This is a genomic window from Shewanella sp. NKUCC05_KAH (assembly GCF_019345585.1).
In the GTDB taxonomy this organism is placed as follows: Bacteria; Pseudomonadota; Gammaproteobacteria; order Enterobacterales; family Shewanellaceae; genus Shewanella; species Shewanella oncorhynchi.
On record NZ_JAHKQZ010000010.1, the window covers coordinates 119196 to 141039 of the forward strand.

Below are 21844 nucleotides of genomic sequence, written 5' to 3' on the forward strand. Positions count from 1 at the left end.
TAACATGCTCTTCGCTTAAAAGTGCTCGAAACCGTGATACGGCGGTGTAAACGGCTCACCATTGAGTTGCAACTTGAGCTTACTGCCTGCACAAATTTGTCCAACGCGAACAAACTTTGCTCCTGCATGGCTTAATGCCGTCTCAAGCGCGCCTTTTTGCGCTTCAGGAACGGTGAACAGCAGTTCATAATCTTCGCCCCCTGTAAGCGCATAACCTAAGGCATGCTCCTCGCTGACGGTATCTTGCATCGCGCGTGAAAGCGGGATGCAATTAACGTCCACCACAGCACCAACTGCCGAAGCCTTAAGCACATGACCGATATCCGAGATAAACCCGTCGGAAAGATCGATTGCACTAGAGGCAAGCGAACGCAAAGCTTGGCCCGCTAAAACTCTTGGTGTTGGACGATAATGGCGATTAATCAGGAATTCTTTATGCTCGGCTCTGGCCTGTTGCGCGCCTCGAATAATATCCAGACCTAAGGCCGAATCTCCGAGCGTGCCCGTGACATAAATCCAATCACCCGCTTTAGCACCATGACGCGTGAGTGCTTTACCCTGTGGGACTTGGCCGTGCACTGTGATGTTAATAGCCCGTGGACCACGAGTCGTATCGCCGCCAATTAAGGCGATGCCATAGTAATCGGCCGCTTCAAATAAACCTTCACTAAAGCCACTTAGCCAAGTCTCATCGACTTCGGGTAGCGTTAAGGCAAGCGTCATCCACGCGGGTTCAGCGCCCATGGCTGCCAGATCAGATAAATTTACCGCTAAAGCTTTGTAACCTAAGGCAGCGGGAGGCATGTCGGGGAAGAAATGGACATTTTCAACTAAGGTGTCACAGGAGATAGCGATCGACTTGTTTTCTGCGGGTTGCACTAAAGCGCAATCGTCACCGATGCCAAGCTTCACATCACGGCGAGTGGGGCCGCGGTTGCTAAAATAACATTCAATTAATTGGAATTCTTTCACTGTACAGTTTGGCACGACTTACATCGGCCACCTTTGTTAGCAATGAAAAACGGTATCCTAAGATACCGTTTGTCTTTATTACTTGCGTGCAACCAGTTTGTCGAGCAGTCCGTTCACAAACTTATGACTCTCGTCCGCACCGAAAGCTTTTGCCAACTCAATCGCTTCGTTAATCGCGACCTTGTATGGCACATCTTTACGGAAAGTCAGCTCATAGGTCGCTAAACGAACTATGGCTTTCTCTACTGGAGACACTTCATCAATCGGGCGTTCCAGATGCGGGATGATCAGCTCATCCAATTGGGTTTTCTTCGTTGCAACGCCTGAAAATAGCTCACGAAAATAAGCTACATCAACACCGTCGAGACTTTGTTCAGTTAAAAACTCATGCTCGACATCGGCAATATTATTCCCGCTTAGTTGCCATGAATAGATGGCTTGAACGGCTAAACGGCGGGCCTTGCGGCGCTCAGAAGGCTTCATTATTTTTCCTACTATAACAACTGTTGTTCAAGTTCTTGCAGAACATTGACCATTTCAAGCAGGCTTAGAGCAGCTTCGCCGCCTTTGTTACCCGCTTTGGTACCTGAACGTTCAATCGCTTGTTCAATGGTATCAGTGGTCAAAACACCGAAAGCAACAGGCAGATCAAATTCTAAAGCAACTTGAGCTAGACCTTTATTACATTCGCCTGCAACAAAATCAAAATGAGGAGTACCACCACGGATCACCGCACCTAATGCGATAATACCGTCGAATTTACCACTGGCAGCTACGCGACGCGCAGCTAGCGGCAACTCAACCGCACCTGGTACACGGACAACAGTGATATTGTCGTCGCTGACTTGGCCAAAACGTTTCAGCGTGTCAAGTGCACCTTCAAGCAAGCTCTCAACTAAAAAGCTGTTGAAACGCGAAATTACAATCGCAACTTTGGCATTTTTCGCTTCGATATTACCTTGAACTACGTTCATTATCTTACCTAATTTAGCTAAAGCACCCAGCTCGGGGCGAAAAGTGGCGACATGATATCACAGCCAATTGCCCAGAGCCCTATGCAAATTATCAGAAATTGTTAATTTTACTTCAGTGTAACTTTGGGTTTCAGTCCGCCACATACTCAGTCACTTCAAGGCCAAAGCCTGAAAGTGAGTGGTAGCGTTTAGGCGAGCTGAGCAGGCGCATCTTAGTCACACCAAGGCTGGCGAGAATTTGCGAACCCACACCCACACGACGCGACGTCCCCTGCCATTTTGCAGATGCAGGCGCTTGGCCTTGATCTTCAGCTTCAAAGGCTTTCACCTTAGAGAGGATTTCACAGGGATGTTCTTGATTCCCGAGTAAAACCAATACACCACCTTCTGCAGAAATACGCTCCATCGCCTTTTCGAGTGGCCAGCTGCGTTGCTGATCGCGCTCTGAGTGGAGTAAATCGTTGAAGGTATTTTGCAAATGCACGCGCACCAAACAATCTTCTTTCACCTCACCTTTGACTAAGGCAAAGTGCAGTTGATTGTCGATAGTGTCTCTGAAGGTCACCATGTCGAACTCACCAAAACGGGTCGGTAATTTGCATTTAGCTTCACGCACAACCGTGGTTTCTTTGGTATTGCGATACTCGATTAAAGCCGCGATAGTGCCGATTTTGATGCCATGCAACTCGGAGAAAATCTCCAAATCTGGGCGACGTGCCATAGTGCCGTCTTCGTTCAAAATCTCAACGATAACGCCCGATGGCTCAAGTCCCGCAAGACGGGCTAAATCACAACCAGCTTCAGTGTGGCCTGCGCGGGTTAATACGCCGCCGTCCTGTGCCATTAACGGGAAGATGTGCCCTGGTTGCACTAAATCAGACGCTTTAGCCTCTTTAGCCACAGCCGCTTTCACCGTTACAGCGCGATCGTGGGCCGAAATACCAGTAGTCACACCCTCCGCCGCTTCAATAGAAACCGTAAAGTTAGTCGAGAACTGGGCGTTATTATTCGTCACCATTAAGGGTAGATTTAACTGCTGGCAACGGGCTTTAGTCATGGTCTGGCAAATGAGCCCACGGCCATATTTCGCCATAAAGTTAATCGCTTCTGGCGTGACCATTTCGGCCGCCATGATCAAATCACCTTCGTTTTCTCTGTCTTCGTCATCCATCAAAATAACCATTTTGCCTTGACGAATATCTTCGATGATCTCTTCTATACTGTGCAGCGCCATTGTAGGACCTTATGATTTTGCTGTTATTATGAAATTCTATACCTAAATAACCTAAGCTGCCGATAAGCTTAAGTTAAATAATCTGCTCCTGTGCACTAACGCACAAAGCCGGCACGGGCTAACATTTCCATGGTGACACCACCGCTCTTGCTGTCTTTGCCATCATAATTCATCAAGCGTTCAAGATAACGGGCGATTAAATCCACTTCGATATTCACCTTATCGCCCGCTTGCAGGTCGATTAACGTGGTTTCACCTGCGGTATGCGGCACTATGGTCAAGCGGAATCGACTGCCGTCCACTTCGTTAACCGTCAGACTCACGCCATCAATGGTGATGGAACCTTTATGGGCAATATAACGCCCAAGCTCTGCGGGGGCGGCTAACCAAAACTCGATAGCTTGACCACGCACTAGGCGTTGCTCAACCGTTGCAATACCGTCAACATGACCGCTGACCATATGGCCGCCTAAGCGTGTGGTTGGGGTAACGGCCTTTTCAAGATTCACCTTAGTGCCCACTTTATAATTAGCAAAGCCGGTTAGACTCACGGTTTCGGCAGAGACATCAGCCACATAACCGTCGGCTAATTGCTGCACAACCGTTAAGCACACACCGTTGGTAGCAATACTGTCGCCTAGACGTACATCGTTTAAATCCAGTTTGCCGCTCGCCACGGTAAGACGAATATCATCGCCTTTACGCTCCAGTTTGCGCAGGGTGCCAACGGCTTCAATAATCCCAGTAAACATGGTTAACTCACTTAATTAAATAAAGAAGTAATAAGGCATAAGACTCAAGGTTAAACGGTTATCTTGCTCCAATTCGATTTAGATAAAGAGGTATCAAGCATAACGCTCAAGATTAAACGGGTATCTGGCCCTATTTTGCGCTCATCGACCAACGTGAGTGCAGGAATGTGTGCCATGGTTTGATAATCGGGCAATTGCAGCAGATTACGCCCATGCCCACCGAGGATTTTCATCGCTTGATATAGCACTAACTCATCGGCATGCCCCTGCGCTAAAAAAGCGCCTGCTAAGGTTGCACCCGCTTCCACCAACACGTGATTACAGCTTTGGCCTAAATAGCTTAATAGTTCAGGCAATGAGACGCGACCTGCAATTGCAGGTAACACGAGGCAACTCACATGGGAGGGCAAATGTGCTTGAAACTCTGCGGGATAAGCCACGGTAGAGACCAAGAGTATGGGCGATACGATAGCCAAGCAGGCGGCCGATAACGGCAAACGGGCGCGGCTGTCGAGTATCACTCTTAATGGCTGCAGTAATTGCGCTTCGGTTAGACGGTCTTTTAAGCTGCCAAGTTCCTGATAACGCACATTGAGTGAGGGATCGTCCGCCAGTATGGTTTCAATTCCCGTGACCAGTGCACAAGAACGTAAACGTAATCGCTGCACGTCGCGGCGAGATTCTGGACCAGTTATCCATTTAGACACACCGTTAGACAGCGCGGTTTTACCATCGAGACTCGCGGCTAATTTTACCGTAACTCTGGGTAAACCCGATTCCATGCGCTTCATAAAGCCTAAATTCAAGGCATAGGCTTCATCGCGGTGTAATCCCACATCCACTTCAATGCCGGCGTCACGCAACATTTGAATGCCACGACCACCCACTTGCGGATTAGGATCTTCCACCGCCACTACTACACGTTTAACGCCAATATTGATCAGTGCCAAGGCGCAGGGCGGCGTGCGCCCATAATGGCTGCAGGGCTCTAAAGTGACATAGGCCGTTGCGCCACGGGCGCGTTCGCCAGCCATACGTAGCGCATGCACTTCGGCGTGGGGTTCACCCGCTTTTTGATGATAACCTTCACCGATGATTTGATTATCTTTAACGATAACGCAGCCCACACTGGGATTGGGCCTCGTGGTGTAAAAGCCTTTGCGCGCCAATTGAATCGCGCGGCTCATCATTTGGGTATCGAGTACGGACCAACTTATGTTCAAGCTCATGTTCAACCCTGTTGTTAAAGGTTTCGGCTTTCACCAGTCTTACAAACCTGTCTTTTAAATTTGTGCTTTCACGCCAATCGCTCGTACACGTCTGCCTTGTCGGCGACAAAACTCAATGACTACTTTTGCAGCTTGGCGATGGCTTCGCCAAATTCAGACACGTCTTCAAAGGCGCGGTACACAGAAGCGAAACGAATGTAGGCGACTTTATCTAGGCTCATCAATTGCTCCATCATTAAGTTACCCACCATTTCTGACGGCACTTCCCGCTCGCCAGTGGCGCGCAGAGTAGACTTGATTTTGCTCAGCGCTTGCTCTATTTCATCCATAGATACGGGGCGTTTTTCAACGGCGCGCAACATGCCACCTTGGAGTTTTTCTTCATCGAAGGGTTGGCGTGAACCATCGCGCTTAATCACCCTAGGCATGACTAATTCGGCGCCTTCGAAGGTGGTAAATCTTTCATGACATTCGGTGCATTCTCGGCGACGGCGCACTTGGTGGCCTTCTGCCACTAATCGGGAATCGATGACTTTAGTATCTGTCGCGCTACAAAATGGACAATGCATTGAGCCTCCTGCCAGTGAATGGTCGTAAAGCGTTAATGGGTTTACCTGTTAAATCTCAGTCAAACGCAATGGATTTAAACTTAAGATTTTACCAATAAAAATGGCCGCGAGATGCGGCCATGGGATTTTATCCTATTTATGGGCTGAGGTTAACTACCTGAGCTTAACAACCTAATGTTAACTACTTGATGTTAAGTGCCTGATGCTAAGTACCTGATGTGACAAGTATCAAGTCAGTCGGCGATCAATCTCGGCCCTTCATCTACTAAACGTAGATGCATAGGCAAATTAACCGTAAACAGGGAAACGTGCACACAGTGCCAATACTTGGCCCTTAACACGCTCAATCACAGCAGGATTGTTCGCATCATCAAGGATGTCACAAATCCAGCCAGTCAGCTCTTTCGATTCCGCTTCTTTAAAGCCGCGGCGCGTAATGGCTGGCGTACCGATACGCACACCTGAGGTCACAAAGGGTGAACGTGGATCATTTGGCACTGAATTTTTGTTCACGGTAATGTTAGCGCTACCTAAGGCGGCATCGGCTTCTTTACCCGTTAAGTCACGACCAATCAGGTCAACTAGCATTAAGTGGTTGCTGGTTCCGCCAGAGACGATTTTGTAACCGCGCTCAAGGAACACTTCAACCATAGCTTTAGCGTTGTTAACCACTTGCTGTTGGTAAACTTTAAATTCTGGCTCTAGGGCTTCTTTGAACGCCACCGCTTTACCTGCGATAACGTGCATCAATGGGCCACCTTGACCGCCTGGGAATACCGCAGAGTTCAACTTTTTGTACAAGTCTTCATCGTCAGCAGCAGATAAGATCACGCCACCACGAGGACCCGCTAAGGTTTTGTGGGTCGTAGATGTCACAACGTGCGCGTGTGGTACTGGGTTTGGATAAACGCCCGCAGCAATAAGACCGGCAACGTGCGCCATATCAACAAATAGGTAAGCACCTATTTTATCTGCGATTTCACGCATTTTTGCCCAGTCAACGATACCTGAATAGGCAGAGAAACCGCCGATCATCATCTTAGGCTTGTGTTCTATGGCAATACGTTCCATCTCTTCGTAGTCAATTTTGCCAGACTCGTCGATACCGTAAGGAATGATGTTGTACAGTTTGCCAGAGAAGTTAACGGGTGAACCGTGGGTCAAGTGACCACCATGAGCTAAGTTCATGCCCAGTACGGTATCGCCAGGTTTTAACAATGCCATGTAAACCGCGCTGTTTGCCTGTGAACCTGAATGAGGTTGTACGTTAGCGTAAGTTGCGCCAAACAGTTGTTTAGCACGTTCAATCGCTAAGGTTTCAACTACGTCCACATACTCACAACCACCGTAGTAACGCTTGCCTGGATAGCCTTCAGCGTACTTATTGGTTAACTGTGAACCTTGCGCTTCCATCACGCGTGGACTGGTGTAGTTTTCAGAAGCAATCAGCTCAATATGCTCTTCTTGACGCAGAGTTTCATTCTGAATTGCGTTAAACAGTTCCGGATCATAATCTGCGATATTCATATCTTTTTTCAGCATTGCTTACTCCAGCTGCCAATTCTTATAGGTAGGGTTGCGCGGTATTCTACTCGGAACGCGGTCACAATCCCAGTATTTGAAACATGAAATTCCTGCAGATAGTGCTTGAACTTGGCTCATTGTCGAGTTGAGTTCGGCGCGCAATCGAGTAGAATTAGCCGCATCATTAGTCACTTAAGATAGAGAAAAATGGCTCAGTTTGTTTACAGCATGCTGCGGGTGGGTAAAATTGTTCCGCCTAAGAAGCAGATCCTTAAAGATATTTCTTTAAGCTTTTTCCCCGGCGCCAAAATTGGCGTACTCGGCCTCAACGGTTCAGGTAAGTCGACACTACTGCGCATTATGGCGGGTATTGACACCGAAATTGAAGGTGAAGCGCGCCCAATGCCGGGATTGAAAATCGGTTACCTGCCGCAGGAACCTAAACTCGATCCGAATCAAACCGTGCGTGAAGCGATTGAAGAAGCGGTAGCAGAGGCAAAAAATGCCCTGACTCGCCTCGATGCCGTTTATGCCGCCTACGCCGAGCCGGATGCCGATTTCGACGCCCTTGCAAAAGAGCAAGGCGAACTCGAAGCCATTATCCAAGCCCAAGATGCCCATAACTTAGAGTACGTCCTTGAGCGCGCCGCCAACGCCCTGCGTCTGCCAGATTGGGATGAGAAAATCGAAGTATTATCCGGTGGTGAACGTCGCCGCGTGGCGATTTGTCGCTTGCTGCTTGAAAAACCAGAAATGCTGTTACTGGACGAACCCACCAACCACTTGGATGCTGAATCTGTGGCGTGGCTTGAGCACTTCCTGCAGGAATATGCTGGTACTGTGGTCGCGATTACCCACGACAGATACTTCCTCGACAATGCCGCTGGCTGGATTTTAGAACTCGACCGCGGTGAAGGTATTCCGTGGGAAGGTAACTATTCTTCATGGCTTGAGCAGAAAGATGCCCGTCTGAAGCAAGAATCAGCCACCGAAAGCGCACGTCAAAAAACCATTGCCAAAGAATTGGAATGGGTACGCCAAGGTGCGAAAGGCCGTCAGTCTAAGGGCAAAGCCCGTATGGCGCGCTTTGAAGAGCTGAACACTAACGATTACCAAAAACGTAACGAAACCAACGAGCTGTTTATTCCGCCCGGACCACGTTTAGGCGACAAGGTTATTGAAGTGAATAACCTGACCAAGTCTTACGGTGACCGCGTATTGATCGACAACCTGTCGTTCTCTGTGCCTAAGGGCGCGATCGTCGGCATTATCGGTGCCAACGGCGCGGGTAAATCGACCCTGTTCCGCATGTTATCCGGCGCTGAAAAGCCAGACAGCGGCAGCATTGAGCTGGGTGATACAGTGCAACTGGCCTCGGTTGAGCAGTTCCGCGATTCGATGAATGATAAGAACACCATTTGGGAAGAAATCTCCGGTGGTCAAGACATCATGCGTATCAACAACATGGAAATCCCGAGCCGTGCCTATGTAGGCCGCTTCAATTTCCGTGGTGGCGATCAGCAAAAAGTCATCGGTACTTTATCTGGTGGTGAACGTAACCGCGTGCATTTAGCCAAACTGCTGCAAGCGGGCGGTAACGTATTACTCCTCGACGAACCCACTAACGATTTAGACGTTGAAACCCTGCGCGCACTGGAAGAAGCGATTCTGGAATTCCCAGGTTGCGCTATGGTGATTTCGCATGACCGTTGGTTCCTCGACCGTATCGCGACCCACATTCTGGATTATCGCGACGAAGGTCAAGTGAACTTCTACGAAGGTAACTACACAGAATACTCGGCATGGTTGAAAAACACCTATGGCGCCGATGTGGTTGAGCCACACCGCTTGAAATACAAGCGCATGATTAAGTAGTCGCTTTAGCACTTAAACACATAAGTGATTAAGTAAAAAAAGGAGCTCAGATCGAAGGATCTGCGCTCCTTTTCATTGGATGCTTTTTATGAGCTAGTTTTATGGCGGGCTCTTGAATGATTTCTATGAACGACTCAGCTTTTCAAGCTGGCAAAATAGGCCACCAGCATGTCCATCATCACCCTAAGTGCAGGCTGCATATGTTTGCGGGATTGATACACGCCATACACACCGAGGGACTGAGGCATGAACTCAGTTAACAAAGGCACTAACTGACCCGAGTCTAAATAGGGTTTCACCGCCCAAACAGGCTGCATAGCAATCCCCTCGCCTGCCAGTGTAGCATTGAGCACCACCATGGAATCATTGGCGCTAAAATTGCCATTCACAGGCACATTAAACGCCTGACCTTGGTTTACCTTAGGATCGGAGTTCAGCGCTTGAGCCTGTTTCGCCCCTACATCGGTTTTATAAAAGCGCCACATCACATCGCCAAAATAGGAATAGGTTAAGCAGTTGTGCTGAGTTAAATCCTCGGGATGCAGCACGGCGGCGCGCGCGGCAAGATAACTCGGTGCGGCACATACCACAGACTCACACTCCCCTAAGCGCCTAGCGATAAGATTGGGATCGAGTTCATTGGTAATGCGAATAGCCAGATCAATCCGCTCGGCGACTAAATCGACGGTTTGGCTGCTCACGTGGAAATTCACGCTCGCCTGCGGATAACTGGCTAAATATTGCTGTACCACGGGCGCTAAAATCTGATGCGCCAAAAACTGGGAGCAGCTAATACGCAATAAGCCTCGCGGAATCGCCACAGCGGCATGACTGACCGCCGGCACTTCGTTAGCCAGTTCGAGCAGCCGATGGCAATAGTCCAGCACTTGCTCGCCCGCTGGCGTTAAGCTGAGGCTGCGCGTCGAGCGATGCAATAACCTAGCACCAGACCATTCCTCCATTTCGCTCAAGTAACGGGTCACCATAGAACGCGACATATCTAAGGCATTGGCGGCGCTGATCATGCTGCCGCGCTCAACAATAGTCACAAACACCTTTGCCGCTTCGAGTCTATCCATGATTTATCTCCACTCACATTTAATCACTCACTTTCAATCACTTTCAATCACTCGAAGGCCCACTCACATACTCGCGTATCCACATAGCTAATAATTAAGAGTGCCAGAGTGCATACAGCTATTCGTCCGATTAATGCAACAAATATGGGCAGATACTCGCATTTATCTATTGATTTTTGCAACCTATACTTAACTCACTTTTTGCAGCAGCTGCAAATCAATGAATGCTAAATCGAACCTTTTACTCTTTCACCCTGTGACTATAAGTGAGCCCCAAATGAACACATCAACCTATGCAATACGTAACACAGTTAACGCCACATTGAAGGCCTCATCTAAAATCGGCCTAGCCGCCACCTTGTTGCTGGCAGGGCTTAGCGCGGTCAATGCGGCACCATTGCAAGTGAGCCATTTTAATCCAGGCGAAAACAGCATCTTTGCCGTGTCATCGAGCTTTATCAGCGGCGAACACGAAATGATGCTAGTCGATGCACAATTTCAAAATAACGATGCCCAAACATTGGTCGACACCATCAAAGCCAGCGGTAAAAAGCTGACTCAGGTGTATATCAGCCATAGCGATCCTGATTTCTATTTCGGCTTAGCCGTGATTAAAAAGAATTTCCCCGATGCACAAATCGTCGCGACTCAAACCACTGTCGATGCGATTAAAGCCTCAATGGAAGGCAAACTCGCCTACTGGGGGCCGATTTTAAAAGATAATGCGCCAAGCGAATTAGTGTTACCTAAGGCGATACACAGCGACACTTTCACCATCGACGGTGAGCAAGTGATTATCAAAGGTTTTAATGATAAACACCCTAAACACACTTTCCTGTGGGTGCCATCGGCAAAAACCATTACAGGTGGCGTGGAAGTATTTGATAACACGTATGTTTGGATGGCTGACACTCAAACTGCCTCTGAGCGTCAGGAATGGTTAACCCATTTAGATGCAATGGAAAAACTGCTGCCGACCACAGTGATCCCAGGGCACTATTTAGGCGAAGCGCGATTTAATACCCACGCCATCGGTTTTACCCGCGAATATGTAAAAGCCTTTGAAATCGCTGCAAAAGCCTCGAAAGATTCAGCCGAATTAATCCAAAAGATGCTGGCACTATACCCACAAATGCCAGCTGATGCAGGGCTTGAGATCAGCGCCAAAGTTTACATGGGCGAAATGACCTGGCCTATGTAAGCCCAGCCATATCTATCTAGGCGATTAGGTACAGCTAGTTAAGTGCAAACAGTTAAAGACAGGCACGTATTCGATTGCGTGCCACTTTTTTAGCTAAATAACGGTACCAACCTAACTATTTTAATCGATGTTCTCAAAGGGCTTAAGTCGCTAATGTCGCGACGAACTTAAGCCAAAAGGTTTAACACTATGACTCAGCCAACAGCTCATCCAACTAGCACAACCAGCAGCACAGCAACGGCCAAAGAGCGCACTCTGCACGCCATTATCGACCCTTTATGTGGTTGGTGTTATGCCGCAGCGCCTTTACTCGATGCCGCCGCAAAAGCAGGCTTTACCATTAAGCTCCACGGCGGCGGTATGCTCACAGGCCCAAGACGCAAACAAATCGATGCCAACTGGCGCGACTATGTTATGCCCCACGATCTGCGCATTGCCGAGCTAACCGGACAGCCTTTTGGTGAGAACTATTTCGATGGTCTACTGCGCGATACCACAGTCGTACTCGACTCGGCGCCCCCCATTAAAGCCATGCTCGCAGTCGATGCTATGGGCGGCGACAGTTTGGCCTATATACACTCAGTACAACTGGCCCATTACCGCGATGGTCACAGCGCCAGTGATGAAGGTAATCTCGCAAGGTTAGCCGCTGAACTTGGGCTCGACCCTATAGGCTTTGCGCAGCATTATGCCCAAGGTGAAGACAAGCTGTATGAGCATATCGTTGAGTCCAGAGCATTATTGAATCTGATAGGTGCCCAAGGTTTCCCTTCGATGGCTATAGAGGGTGATGACGGCAACATCACCGCCATTAATATCAATCGCTTCTACGGCCAACCCGCCCAGTGGTTAAGCCATCTTGAAGCGCAATTTGAGTCATAATCATGCCAATGCTTAATGATGTTTCAACAGGTTCATTAGTGAGTGAGCCTGCTCAGTTAAGTCTTATAGAAACAGCAAGGCAGACTGATGCGAATCTTGCACTGGTTAAAAGCACCTATGAGGGAAGTAGCTCAGCCGAGAACGCCAAAAATCTTCAGCATGCCTTAGCGAGTGACACACGCTGGACAGAGGCCGCGGGATTTCCCTATGCGGGCACTTACGTAGGCTTTAGCGCGATAGCCGCCAAGGTGTTCGCCCGCCTCGAAACTGAATGGGATAACTATCGCGTCGATATCGAAGACTATGTCGCCCAAGACGATAAGGTTTTTGCCTTCGGTACTTATTCAGGTACTTATGTCAAAACGGGCAAACATTTTACCGCTCGAGTCGCCCATTTATGGAAGATACACAGCGGCAAAATCGTCAGTTTCGAGCAGTTTGTTGATAGTTATACCGTCGTCAATGCCATGTAACTGCCAATACCATGTAACGACAGTCATGCACTTATTAGACATGCAATGATGGAATAACTGAATCACGAGGCGAACAAGTTTAATTTAGCCCGCCTCACGACTTGCCGATGTTAAGCCTTATCCGTATGATTTAGTGTTTTCAATAGGTTGAGCACTTGACATTAAGTACTTAAGATTAAGCACTTGCGATTAAGCGCTTGAAATTGAATTCGTCAAGCTGCACGTTCGAAGACTCATCAACTCAAGTGTCTAAAATGACAAAATAAATAACTAAAACAAGAACAAGGATGCGGTCTAATGCAAATCAATTCGATGCCAGTCGGGGCTCACCCAATCATGCTATCTATGACGCGACTTAGCCGAGCCAGCCAATGGATACTCAAGCAACAGAGAAAATTCACGCCCCTGTTATGGCTTGTCACCGCACTCCCCTTTACCTCACTTGCGTTTATCTCACTGGCGGCCAATGCAAGTGAAACTGATACAGAGTTAAAAATTCAAGAAAGCAGCATCACCGATGGCCCTTATGTGTTTTTAGATGATGCTCAAAAAGACACAGCCTATTGGATTTGCCATAGTGAACTAAAACAAACACCGATTGCGAAGGCGCAGTTAACTCGCCCTGCCAGTTGCGGTGAATTACCCCAACCACACCTTCACACACAAGCTGTCACGGTTGAGCCAGATACCTTCACCCATGTCAGCAAAATTGTCGCCCTTAGCGATGTACACGGCCAGTTTGATGTAATGATTAACTTGCTAAAAGCCCATCAGATTATCGACAAAGATAACCACTGGGCCTTTGGTGACGGTCATATGGTGATGACGGGCGACATGTTTGACCGTGGTCATCAAGTCAATGAAGTATTGTGGTTTTTATATTCCTTAGACCAAGAAGCCCAAGCTGCGGGCGGACGCTTACATCTACTCATGGGCAATCACGAGCAAATGGTGTTTCGCGGCGACTTACGCTACGTCAACGAACGCTACCAAGTCTCGGCAGATTTACTCAAACGCAGCTACGATGCGCTCTACAACAAAGACACCGAAATAGGCCAATGGCTTCGCAGCAAACATACTTTAGTCAAAATCAATAATATCTTGTTTATGCACGGCGGCATCAGCCCTGAATGGGTCGAGCGTAAATTAAATATCAACGATGCTAACCAATTATTTCGGCAGCATTTAGATGATAAAAAATCCGATTTAAAGCAAAATGATTTACTCAACTTTTTGTTTTTTACCAATGGTCCAACTTGGTATCGCGGCTACTTTAAAGATGAACTGAAAGAGTCAGATATCGATAGCATACTGAGCTATTTCAAGGTCGATCATATCGTCGTAGGGCACACATCGCAGGAACAAGTTATTGGGCTTTATCATAATAAAATCATTGCGATAGATAGCAGCATTAAGAATGGTAAATCCGGTGAGCTGTTACTTATCGACGCTGGAAAACTCCGCCGAGGTTTGTATCAGGGTGAGCAGGTTTCGCTATAACCTGCCTCACTAATATCTTTTGCCCCAATACGTGCATGAGCTAGCGCCTTAATCCACGAATGCGCTGGGGCAATAAGGCATGAATAAGCAAGGGTAAAACGGGCGCCCGCCATGGATCTAAATCGGCATAACGCTCAATCGTATGGCGCTCAATATGCACTCATCTTTATATCCATAAGTTCGCCTGTTCTAATTAACTCTGACTATACTCAAGCCAAGTGCGACTCACCTAAGTGCTGGAGTAGAAATGGGGAAGAAATTACTCACATTATCTAGCTTTTGCTTGTTTCTATTCAGCTTCTATCCCCCTGCATTTGCGGGCAGGGAACTCCAATTAGTCGCCACTAACTATCCTCCTTTTTATGCCGATGCTTTACCTGAACAGGGCGGCGTTGCGCAAGTCGTCAAAGAAGCTTTTAAACGCAAAGGTTACACTGCCAGCCTCAAGTTTTATCCCTTCGCCCGCGCGGCTTTACTCGTTAAAACTGGCCAAGCTGATGGCATCATTGGGCTCTGGTATCGTAAAGAGCGCGAGCAATGGGCCCAATATTCTGCGCCTATCCAACCCGTACAAATTGTGTTTTATAAACGTAAAGATTCACCGCTGAGTTTCAGTCAACTTTCAGATCTTAAACCTTTCACTATCGGTATAGGTCGCGGTTACGCTAATCCGCCAGAAATCTTCGCCGCGGGGCTCACCACAGAGGAAGGAAATTCGGATGAGATGAATCTCAAAAAGCTATTTTTAAAGCGTATTGACTTAGTCTTGATTGGCCATAACTTAGCGAGGTATTTAATTAAAAAAGGACCAAGTGAATATGAGGGTGCCTTTGAGCAAGTCGGCCAACCCATAGCGACTGAGGTATTTCATTTAGGGATCTCTTTGGCTGTGGCGGATCATCCGCAGTTAGTGACGGATTTTAATCAAGGTTTAGAGAGTATGCGCCGCGAGGGACGATTAGCGGCAATTTTAAGCCAATATCCTCAGGTTGAAACGACTCAAGCGCCGATTGAAAAAACGCGAACTGAAGTCCATCCCTAAAGTCCGTCCAGCTTTTAAAAAGCAATAGCAGTACAAAAAAACAGCACAATTCTCGTTGAATTGTGCTCAATGCTCAAAAAACACAATTTCTTTCATTTTCGTTCGCTTACCTTTACAAACTTTTACCCAACTGGCGTACGTTATTCACTAGAATAGCGCCATTAGAGCGATTACCTTTTTAAACTGCCTTTGCGCGAGATAATAATTACAATGAAAAAAACCATTATTGCCATTGCCCTGCTTGCGATTATCGCCACAGCGGTGAGTTTTAGTGATGTCCTTCAAGCGGCTAAACCCGAGAACGCACCACATCTTATGCGTACCGTTCCTGTGGTCACGGGTGAAGTGATTGAATATCCATTAGCGCAATCTATCTCTCTTATCGGCAAACTCGCGGCTGAACGTGCAGTGATCATTGCACCGCAAGTCACAGGTAAGATTAAACAAGTCGCAGTGACCTCAAACCAAGCGGTAAAAAAAGGCCAGTTACTGATCGAACTCGATGATATGAAAGCCCAAGCCGCCGTCGCCGAGGCCAATGCTTTCCTCAATGATGAAAAACGTAAACTCAAAGAGTTTGAAAAACTGATCAGCCGTAACGCCATTACCCAAACCGAGATTGACGCACAAAAAGCCAGTGTTGATATCGCCCAAGCACGCTTATCCTCCGCCCAAGCAGATTTACATTACCACTCGCTGATAGCGCCGTTTGCGGGTAATACTGGCCTGATTAATTTCAGCGAAGGCAAGATGGTCAGCATGGGCACTGAGTTGATGTCGCTAGATGATTTGTCCAGCATGCGCCTCGACTTACAAGTGCCTGAGCATTTCCTATCGCAACTGAGTATTGGCATGCAAGTGTCAGCCACCAGTCGCGCTTGGCCGAATGAAATCTTTACTGGCAAAATGGTGGCTATCGATCCCCGCGTCAATGAGGAAACCTTAAACCTCAAAGTACGGGTGCTATTCGATAATCCGAAGAAACGCTTGAAACCGGGCATGATGATGTCGTCAACCATCACCTTCCCAGCGATTTCAGCACCTATGGTGCCAGTACAAGCTCTTGAGTATTCAGGAACTAAACGTTACGTATACGTAGTTAGCGCCGACCACATTGCCCACCGCACAGAAGTGACACTAGGGGCACGTATCGATAACCAAGTCTTAATCGAAAGCGGTTTAAACATAGGTGACAAAGTCGTGGTACAGGGCTTAGTCAATATGCGCGATGGCCTGCAAATCAATGAAGTCACGCTCGATGGTAAAGCCTCAGCCCGTGCGACAGAGCTTTCAGGTCCTAAAGCAACGGAGACGAAATAATGTGGTTATCCGATGTTTCGGTTAAACGCCCTGTCGTTGCCATCGTTTTAAGCTTACTGCTGTGTGTATTTGGCATAGTGTCGTTCACTAAACTGTCGATACGGGAAATGCCCGACGTCGAAAGCCCTGTGGTCACCATCAGCACCAGTTACTCGGGTGCATCGGCGGCGATTATGGAAAGCCAGATCACTAAGACTTTAGAAGATGAGCTAACAGGGATCAGTGGTATTGACGAAATCACCTCGACCACACGTAACGGTAGCTCGCGTATCACAGTTAAATTCCTCCTCGGTTGGAACTTAACCGAAGGGGTCAGCGATGTGCGTGATGCTGTGGCCCGCGCCCAACGCAGACTCCCAGAAGATGCAAAAGACCCCGTCGTCTCAAAAGACAACGGCTCCGGCGAACCCTCTGTCTATGTGAATTTAAGCTCGAGTGTGATGGACCGCACTCAATTAACGGACTACGCCCAGCGAGTACTCGAGGACAAATTCAGCTTAATCAGCGGCGTGAGTTCTATCAGCATTTCCGGCGGCTTGTATAAGGTCATGTACGTCAAGCTAAGACCCGAACAAATGGCAGGGCGTAATGTTACCGCAACGGATATTATCAACGCCCTGCGTAAAGAGAATATAGAAACGCCCGGCGGCCAAGTGCGCAACGACACCACTGTGATGTCGGTGCGTACCAAACGCTTGTACTACACGCCGAAGGATTTCGACTATCTTGTGGTGCGTACCGCCAGCGATGGCACGGCTATCTACTTAAAAGATGTGGCAGATGTGGCTGTTGGCGCACAAAACGAAAACTCGACCTTCAAAAGTGACGGCATAGTTAACATCAGTTTAGGCATTATTGCCCAGTCCGATGCCAACCCCCTGCTCGTTGCCAAAGAAGTGCATAAAGAAGTTGATCGCGTACAAGACTTCCTGCCCGAAGGCACTAGCCTAGTGGTCGACTTCGACTCGACCGTATTTATCGACCGCTCAATTAACGAAGTGTATAGCACACTTTATGTCACGGGCGCCTTGGTCGTACTCGTGCTGTATATCTTCATTGGACAAGCGCGAGCAACGTTAATCCCAGCGGTGACGGTTCCAGTATCTTTGATCTCGGCATTTATCGCCGCCAACATGCTAGGTTATTCGATTAATCTACTGACATTGATGGCATTAATCCTCTCCATCGGTCTGGTGGTGGATGATGCGATTGTGGTGGTCGAGAACATTTTCCACCATATCGAAAAAGGTGAAGAGCCCTTACTCGCCGCCTATAAAGGTACTCGCGAAGTGGGCTTTGCCGTTATCGCCACTACGGCGGTACTGGTGATGGTATTCCTCCCTATTTCCTTTATGGAGGGCATGGTCGGGCTACTATTTACCGAGTTCTCCGTGATGCTGGCGGTGTCAGTGCTGTTCTCCTCCTTAGTGGCACTCACACTTACGCCTGTACTGAGCAGTAAATTACTCAAAGCCAACGTCAAACCGAATCGCTTTAATCGTTGGGTCGACAGCGGCTTTGCTCGCATGGAAAGCGTTTATCGCGTCGCCGTGACTCGAGCGATTAAACTCCGTTTACTCGCGCCCTTAGTTATCCTCGCTTGTATCGGCGGCAGCGCTTGGTTAATGCAACAAGTACCGTCACAACTCGCGCCGCAGGAAGACCGCGGCGTGTTGTTCGCCTTTATTAAAGGCGCCGAAGGCACCAGTTATAACCGTATGACAGCCAACATGGACATAGTCGAAGACAGACTCATGCCCTTGCTCGGTAAAGGTGTGCTGCGATCCTTCAGCGTACAAGCTCCCGCCTTTGGTGGCCGTGCTGGCGATCAAACTGGCTTTGTCATCATGCAGCTAGAAGATTGGGAACACCGCGATGTGACTGCGCAACAAGCCCTTGGAATTATTAGCAATGCCTTAAAGGATATTCCAGATGTAATGGTTCGCCCTATGATGCCAGGCTTTAGAGGGCAATCGAGCGAACCCGTGCAATTTGTACTTGGTGGTTCGGACTATGCCGAACTGTTTAAGTGGGCGCAGATATTGAAAGAAGAGGCTAACGCTAGCCCTATGATGGAAGGGGCTGACTTAGACTACGCAGAAACAACGCCAGAACTCATTGTTACTGTCGATAAAGAGCGCGCCGCAGAACTGGGGATCAGTGTCGACCAAGTATCGGAAACCTTAGAAGTCATGCTGGGTGGCCGTACCGAAACGACCTTTGTTGATCGAGGCGAAGAATACGATGTGTATTTACGCGGTGATGAAAACAGTTTCAATAATGTCGGTGACCTGAGCCAAATCTACATGCGGTCAGCTAAGGGCGAATTAGTCACTCTCGATACTGTCACTCATATAGAAGAAATTGCCTCTGCACAAAGATTAAGCCACACCAATAAACAAAAATCGATCACCCTCAAGGCTAACGTCAGTGAAGGTTACACCTTAGGTGAAGGCTTAAAGTTCCTTGACGCTAAAGCCATTGAATTATTACCTAAGGATATTTCGATTGGTTACACGGGCGAATCCAAAGATTTTAAAGAAAACCAAAGCAGTATCTTTATCGTATTTGGTTTAGCTTTACTGGTTGCCTACTTAGTATTAGCCGCACAGTTTGAGAGCTTTATCAACCCGTTAGTGGTGATGTTTACTGTGCCTATGGGTGTATTCGGTGGTTTCTTAGGACTACTGATCACGAGCCAAGGGATCAACATCTACAGCCAGATAGGCATGATCATGTTAATTGGTATGGTGACTAAAAACGGTATCCTCATCGTGGAATTTGCCAACCAATTGCGCGACCGCGGCTTTGAACTCAATAAAGCCATTATCGATGCGTCATCCCGTCGTTTACGGCCAATCCTAATGACAGCCTTCACCACCTTAGTGGGTGCTGTACCGTTAATTTTCTCGACGGGCGCGGGCTCAGAAAGCCGTATCGCTGTAGGTACTGTAGTGTTCTTCGGAATGGCGTTTGCTACCTTTGTGACCTTACTGGTGATCCCCGCCATGTATCGATTAATCTCGGCCACAACGCACTCTCCTGGTTATGTTGAAGCTAAGCTCGAAGCGGCGATTAAAGCACAAGAGTTAGCGGCACAAGAGGCGGCCGCAAAGCAGCAGGAACTCGCACCTAAAGCCTAGCGCTAATAATAACTGCAGAAGATCACAGAACAAAAAGCCAAGACACTCAGTGTCTTGGCTTTTTTATTGGCGTCTTAATCAAGTTTCCTTGCCCTACATAGGATATTGGGAATTTATCTATCCAATCACAACACAATTTCGGCCAGCGGATTTAGCGCTATACAACGCACTGTCTACCCGGAAAAGTGCGCTGCGCAGACTCTCATTATCTTGAACACAGATACAGCCAAAACTCATAGTCAAATTCAGTTGTTTATCTTGATAGAAAAAATCCGTCGACGCTAAATCTAAACGTAATTGCTCTGCAATTTGATATGTTTCATCTAAGGAGTAACCTTGTAAAACAATCAAGAATTCTTCACCTCCCCAACGTGCAATACAAGCAGCGGATTGCTGTAGCCCTTCAAGTAACCTTGCAACTTGTACTAAGACATCATCCCCACATAAATGACCAAACGTGTCATTAATGGCTTTGAAATAATCGACATCGCACATTAATAAGCAAAGGTCAGAGCCATTTGTGGTACTTAAGGCATTCTCCAACACTGCTTCCGCTTTACGGCGATTAGCGAGTCCAGTCAACACATCGGTATTAGACAAAGTTTGATTTTCATCAATAAGCAATTGTAAATCATGGATATCTCTCATCGTTACTATATGCAAGTCCGATTGATTCTCTGTGGTAATTTGTGCCGTGATCAAAAACCAACGGTACTCACCGTTACGACAAAGAATGCGAGCCTGCATTTCAGCCGTATCGATTCCTGCATTGATACTGCTTTCAACAATTTTTGCCCATCCTTCAACCATAGCTTGGCGCACTAAAGGATCTGGATACACAGTATTAAACCAAGCATCCATATCGGGAATATCGACTAATGTGTAGCCAATCTGTTCGATAAAGGCATGATTAACAAAACGATGGATCCGCTGTATACGGCCAGACATCTCATTCATGCGTGATTCTGAAAGCAGGATTGGAATAGGAATGAAATCTAAGCTTTTAAAGAGAATTACCTCACTGGTATTGCGTGCTGTCATTAACCTTCTCCGCTCAAATTCCAGACAAAGATCTGTTATCACATCCCAAACCTAATTGGGGCTAAAAGATGATAGATAAAATATAATTTAACGTTTGAATTTATTCAGAATTCAATCAAATACAACACGGTTACGGCCATCATTTTTAGCTTTATATAAAACGCTATCAACCCGAAATAATAGACTATGCAAGCTTTCAGCAACTTGATGCCCGACACACCCAAAACTCATGGTCAAATGCATATGCTGGCCATAGGATTGGTAATCCGTGGATTCAATATCACAACGCAACTTCTCGGCAAGCTCTATAGCGACTTCAAGTTCAGTGTTTTCCAGCACGATCAGAAACTCTTCCCCTCCCCAACGTGCGACACAGGAGGCAGAGGGGACATAGCGCTTAAGCTGATCCGCTACTAATTTAAGCACATCATCCCCACACAAATGACCAAAGTTATCATTGATACTCTTAAAAAAATCGATATCACACATCACTAAACAGAGTGAACCTTGTGCATCAGCACTGTGTTCTATGGCTAAAGCGAGGAGCTGTTCCACTTGACGACGATTGGCAAGTCCCGTCAGTAAATCGGTATTAGACTGTCGCTTGTTATCCTCAATCAGTAACTGCAACTGATGAACATCTCTCATAGTGACTATGTTTAAGTTTGATTGATTTTCTGTGGTAATTTGAGCTGTGATTAAAAACCAACGATATTCACCATTGCCACAGCGAAGGTAAGTTTGAAAACCTGCGGTACTCAGCCCCTGTTTTTCACTTACATACACAGCCCTATCCCAATCAAACATCGCTTTATCTCGAAGGATTGGCTCGGGATAAACAGTATTAAACCAAGATTCAATATCGGGTATGTCCGACATGGTATAACCCAATTGCTCAATAAATGCATGATTCATAAATCTATGCACCCTATGAGTGCTTGGGCGACGTCCTTCAACGTCCAAGGCCTCAGATAATAGAACTGGGATAGGTATATAATTTAAACTTTTGAATAATAAGACTTCACTATCTTCTG

General features: G+C 47.4%; 19 protein-coding genes. 8 read left to right on the top strand and 11 right to left on the bottom strand.

The features are described from left to right. Nucleotides 1-15: 15 nt before the first annotated feature. The 8 genes from thiL to glyA all read right to left on the bottom strand — a co-directional run bounded on the left by thiL (nt 16) and on the right by glyA (nt 7272). On the bottom strand, nt 16-972 hold the full coding sequence (gene thiL / locus KO533_RS10970; RefSeq protein WP_037392620.1) for a thiamine-phosphate kinase: 957 nt from the start codon (nt 970-972) through the stop codon (nt 16-18). A 78-nt stretch (nt 973-1050) separates the two neighbouring features. After that, a complete protein-coding gene (gene nusB, locus KO533_RS10975; protein WP_006082638.1) occupies nt 1051-1455 on the bottom strand; it encodes a transcription antitermination factor NusB in 405 nt (134 codons plus the stop codon). Nucleotides 1456-1466: 11 nt separating this feature from the next. After that, nucleotides 1467-1946 carry a 6,7-dimethyl-8-ribityllumazine synthase gene (ribE, locus tag KO533_RS10980; protein ID WP_006082639.1) on the bottom strand — a complete coding sequence of 160 codons (480 nt, stop codon included), beginning with the start codon at nt 1944-1946 and terminating at the stop codon, nt 1467-1469. A 130-nt stretch (nt 1947-2076) separates the two neighbouring features. Continuing rightward, on the bottom strand, nt 2077-3180 hold the full coding sequence (gene ribBA, locus KO533_RS10985; RefSeq protein ID WP_028761388.1) for a bifunctional 3,4-dihydroxy-2-butanone-4-phosphate synthase/GTP cyclohydrolase II: 1104 nt from the start codon (nt 3178-3180) through the stop codon (nt 2077-2079). Nucleotides 3181-3275: 95 nt separating this feature from the next. Next, the gene (locus KO533_RS10990) at nt 3276-3932 is read right to left on the bottom strand and encodes a riboflavin synthase (RefSeq protein ID WP_113939349.1); all 657 of its coding nucleotides are present in this window, start codon (nt 3930-3932) and stop codon (nt 3276-3278) included. Nucleotides 3933-3982: 50 nt separating this feature from the next. Further along, a complete protein-coding gene (gene ribD, locus KO533_RS10995; protein WP_219254112.1) occupies nt 3983-5161 on the bottom strand; it encodes a bifunctional diaminohydroxyphosphoribosylaminopyrimidine deaminase/5-amino-6-(5-phosphoribosylamino)uracil reductase RibD in 1179 nt (392 codons plus the stop codon). Nucleotides 5162-5280: 119 nt separating this feature from the next. After that, nucleotides 5281-5730 carry a transcriptional regulator NrdR gene (gene nrdR, locus KO533_RS11000; protein ID WP_006082643.1) on the bottom strand — a complete coding sequence of 150 codons (450 nt, stop codon included), beginning with the start codon at nt 5728-5730 and terminating at the stop codon, nt 5281-5283. Between the two features lie 288 nt (nt 5731-6018). Beyond that, on the bottom strand, nt 6019-7272 hold the full coding sequence (gene glyA / locus KO533_RS11005; protein WP_011788583.1) for a serine hydroxymethyltransferase: 1254 nt from the start codon (nt 7270-7272) through the stop codon (nt 6019-6021). Between the two features lie 189 nt (nt 7273-7461). On the opposite strand from glyA, the gene ettA reads away from it, so the two are divergent. Beyond that, entirely contained in the window at nt 7462-9129 is a 1668-nt protein-coding gene (gene ettA / locus KO533_RS11010; RefSeq protein ID WP_028761391.1) for an energy-dependent translational throttle protein EttA, read from the top strand. A 134-nt stretch (nt 9130-9263) separates the two neighbouring features. On the opposite strand, the gene KO533_RS11015 is transcribed toward ettA, so the two are convergent. Next, nucleotides 9264-10208, bottom strand: a complete 945-nt coding sequence (locus tag KO533_RS11015; RefSeq protein ID WP_219254114.1) for a LysR family transcriptional regulator — start codon at nt 10206-10208, stop codon at nt 9264-9266. Nucleotides 10209-10485: 277 nt separating this feature from the next. Here KO533_RS11015 and KO533_RS11020 point away from each other — a divergent pair, with 277 nt between their 5' ends. From KO533_RS11020 to KO533_RS11050, 7 genes are all read left to right on the top strand, one after another. After that, nucleotides 10486-11409, top strand: coding sequence for an MBL fold metallo-hydrolase (locus KO533_RS11020; RefSeq protein ID WP_219254116.1), 924 nt, complete (start codon nt 10486-10488; stop codon nt 11407-11409). A 189-nt stretch (nt 11410-11598) separates the two neighbouring features. After that, nucleotides 11599-12291, top strand: a complete 693-nt coding sequence (locus KO533_RS11025) for a DsbA family protein (protein ID WP_219254118.1) — start codon at nt 11599-11601, stop codon at nt 12289-12291. A 2-nt stretch (nt 12292-12293) separates the two neighbouring features. Continuing rightward, nucleotides 12294-12764: a nuclear transport factor 2 family protein gene (locus KO533_RS11030; protein ID WP_219254120.1), complete on the top strand. Its 471-nt coding sequence runs from the start codon at nt 12294-12296 to the stop codon at nt 12762-12764. Between the two features lie 297 nt (nt 12765-13061). After that, nucleotides 13062-14264: a metallophosphoesterase gene (locus KO533_RS11035; protein WP_219254122.1), complete on the top strand. Its 1203-nt coding sequence runs from the start codon at nt 13062-13064 to the stop codon at nt 14262-14264. Nucleotides 14265-14511: 247 nt separating this feature from the next. Next, nucleotides 14512-15306 (top strand): transporter substrate-binding domain-containing protein, encoded by a 795-nt coding sequence (locus tag KO533_RS11040; RefSeq protein ID WP_219254124.1) that lies wholly within the window; start codon nt 14512-14514, stop codon nt 15304-15306. A gap of 210 nt (nt 15307-15516) precedes the next feature. After that, a complete protein-coding gene (locus KO533_RS11045; RefSeq protein ID WP_105251741.1) occupies nt 15517-16626 on the top strand; it encodes an efflux RND transporter periplasmic adaptor subunit in 1110 nt (369 codons plus the stop codon). Further along, the gene (locus KO533_RS11050; RefSeq protein WP_219254126.1) at nt 16626-19769 is read left to right on the top strand and encodes a multidrug efflux RND transporter permease subunit; all 3144 of its coding nucleotides are present in this window, start codon (nt 16626-16628) and stop codon (nt 19767-19769) included. The genes KO533_RS11045 and KO533_RS11050 overlap by 1 nt, the downstream gene beginning before the upstream one ends. A gap of 117 nt (nt 19770-19886) precedes the next feature. Here KO533_RS11050 and KO533_RS11055 read toward each other — a convergent pair whose 3' ends face one another. After that, nucleotides 19887-20810, bottom strand: coding sequence for a sensor domain-containing diguanylate cyclase (locus KO533_RS11055; protein ID WP_219254128.1), 924 nt, complete (start codon nt 20808-20810; stop codon nt 19887-19889). Nucleotides 20811-20921: 111 nt separating this feature from the next. Beyond that, nucleotides 20922-21725 carry a sensor domain-containing diguanylate cyclase gene (locus KO533_RS11060; protein WP_197018086.1) on the bottom strand — a complete coding sequence of 268 codons (804 nt, stop codon included), beginning with the start codon at nt 21723-21725 and terminating at the stop codon, nt 20922-20924. Nucleotides 21726-21844: the final 119 nt, after the last annotated feature.

Coding starts and splice junctions, on each gene's coding strand:
- nusB (WP_006082638.1), bottom strand. CDS start 1,455: ATGAAGCCTTCTGAGCGCCGCAAGGCCCGCCGTTTAGCCGTTCAAGCC.
- ribE (WP_006082639.1), bottom strand. CDS start 1,946: ATGAACGTAGTTCAAGGTAATATCGAAGCGAAAAATGCCAAAGTTGCG.
- ribBA (WP_028761388.1), bottom strand. CDS start 3,180: ATGGCGCTGCACAGTATAGAAGAGATCATCGAAGATATTCGTCAAGGC.
- KO533_RS10990 (WP_113939349.1), bottom strand. CDS start 3,932: ATGTTTACTGGGATTATTGAAGCCGTTGGCACCCTGCGCAAACTGGAG.
- ribD (WP_219254112.1), bottom strand. CDS start 5,161: ATGAGCTTGAACATAAGTTGGTCCGTACTCGATACCCAAATGATGAGC.
- nrdR (WP_006082643.1), bottom strand. CDS start 5,730: ATGCATTGTCCATTTTGTAGCGCGACAGATACTAAAGTCATCGATTCC.
- glyA (WP_011788583.1), bottom strand. CDS start 7,272: ATGCTGAAAAAAGATATGAATATCGCAGATTATGATCCGGAACTGTTT.
- ettA (WP_028761391.1), top strand. CDS start 7,462: ATGGCTCAGTTTGTTTACAGCATGCTGCGGGTGGGTAAAATTGTTCCG.
- KO533_RS11015 (WP_219254114.1), bottom strand. CDS start 10,208: ATGGATAGACTCGAAGCGGCAAAGGTGTTTGTGACTATTGTTGAGCGC.
- KO533_RS11020 (WP_219254116.1), top strand. CDS start 10,486: ATGAACACATCAACCTATGCAATACGTAACACAGTTAACGCCACATTG.
- KO533_RS11025 (WP_219254118.1), top strand. CDS start 11,599: ATGACTCAGCCAACAGCTCATCCAACTAGCACAACCAGCAGCACAGCA.
- KO533_RS11030 (WP_219254120.1), top strand. CDS start 12,294: ATGCCAATGCTTAATGATGTTTCAACAGGTTCATTAGTGAGTGAGCCT.
- KO533_RS11035 (WP_219254122.1), top strand. CDS start 13,062: ATGCAAATCAATTCGATGCCAGTCGGGGCTCACCCAATCATGCTATCT.
- KO533_RS11040 (WP_219254124.1), top strand. CDS start 14,512: ATGGGGAAGAAATTACTCACATTATCTAGCTTTTGCTTGTTTCTATTC.
- KO533_RS11045 (WP_105251741.1), top strand. CDS start 15,517: ATGAAAAAAACCATTATTGCCATTGCCCTGCTTGCGATTATCGCCACA.
- KO533_RS11050 (WP_219254126.1), top strand. CDS start 16,626: ATGTGGTTATCCGATGTTTCGGTTAAACGCCCTGTCGTTGCCATCGTT.
- KO533_RS11055 (WP_219254128.1), bottom strand. CDS start 20,810: ATGACAGCACGCAATACCAGTGAGGTAATTCTCTTTAAAAGCTTAGAT.
- KO533_RS11060 (WP_197018086.1), bottom strand. CDS start 21,725: ATGAATCATGCATTTATTGAGCAATTGGGTTATACCATGTCGGACATA.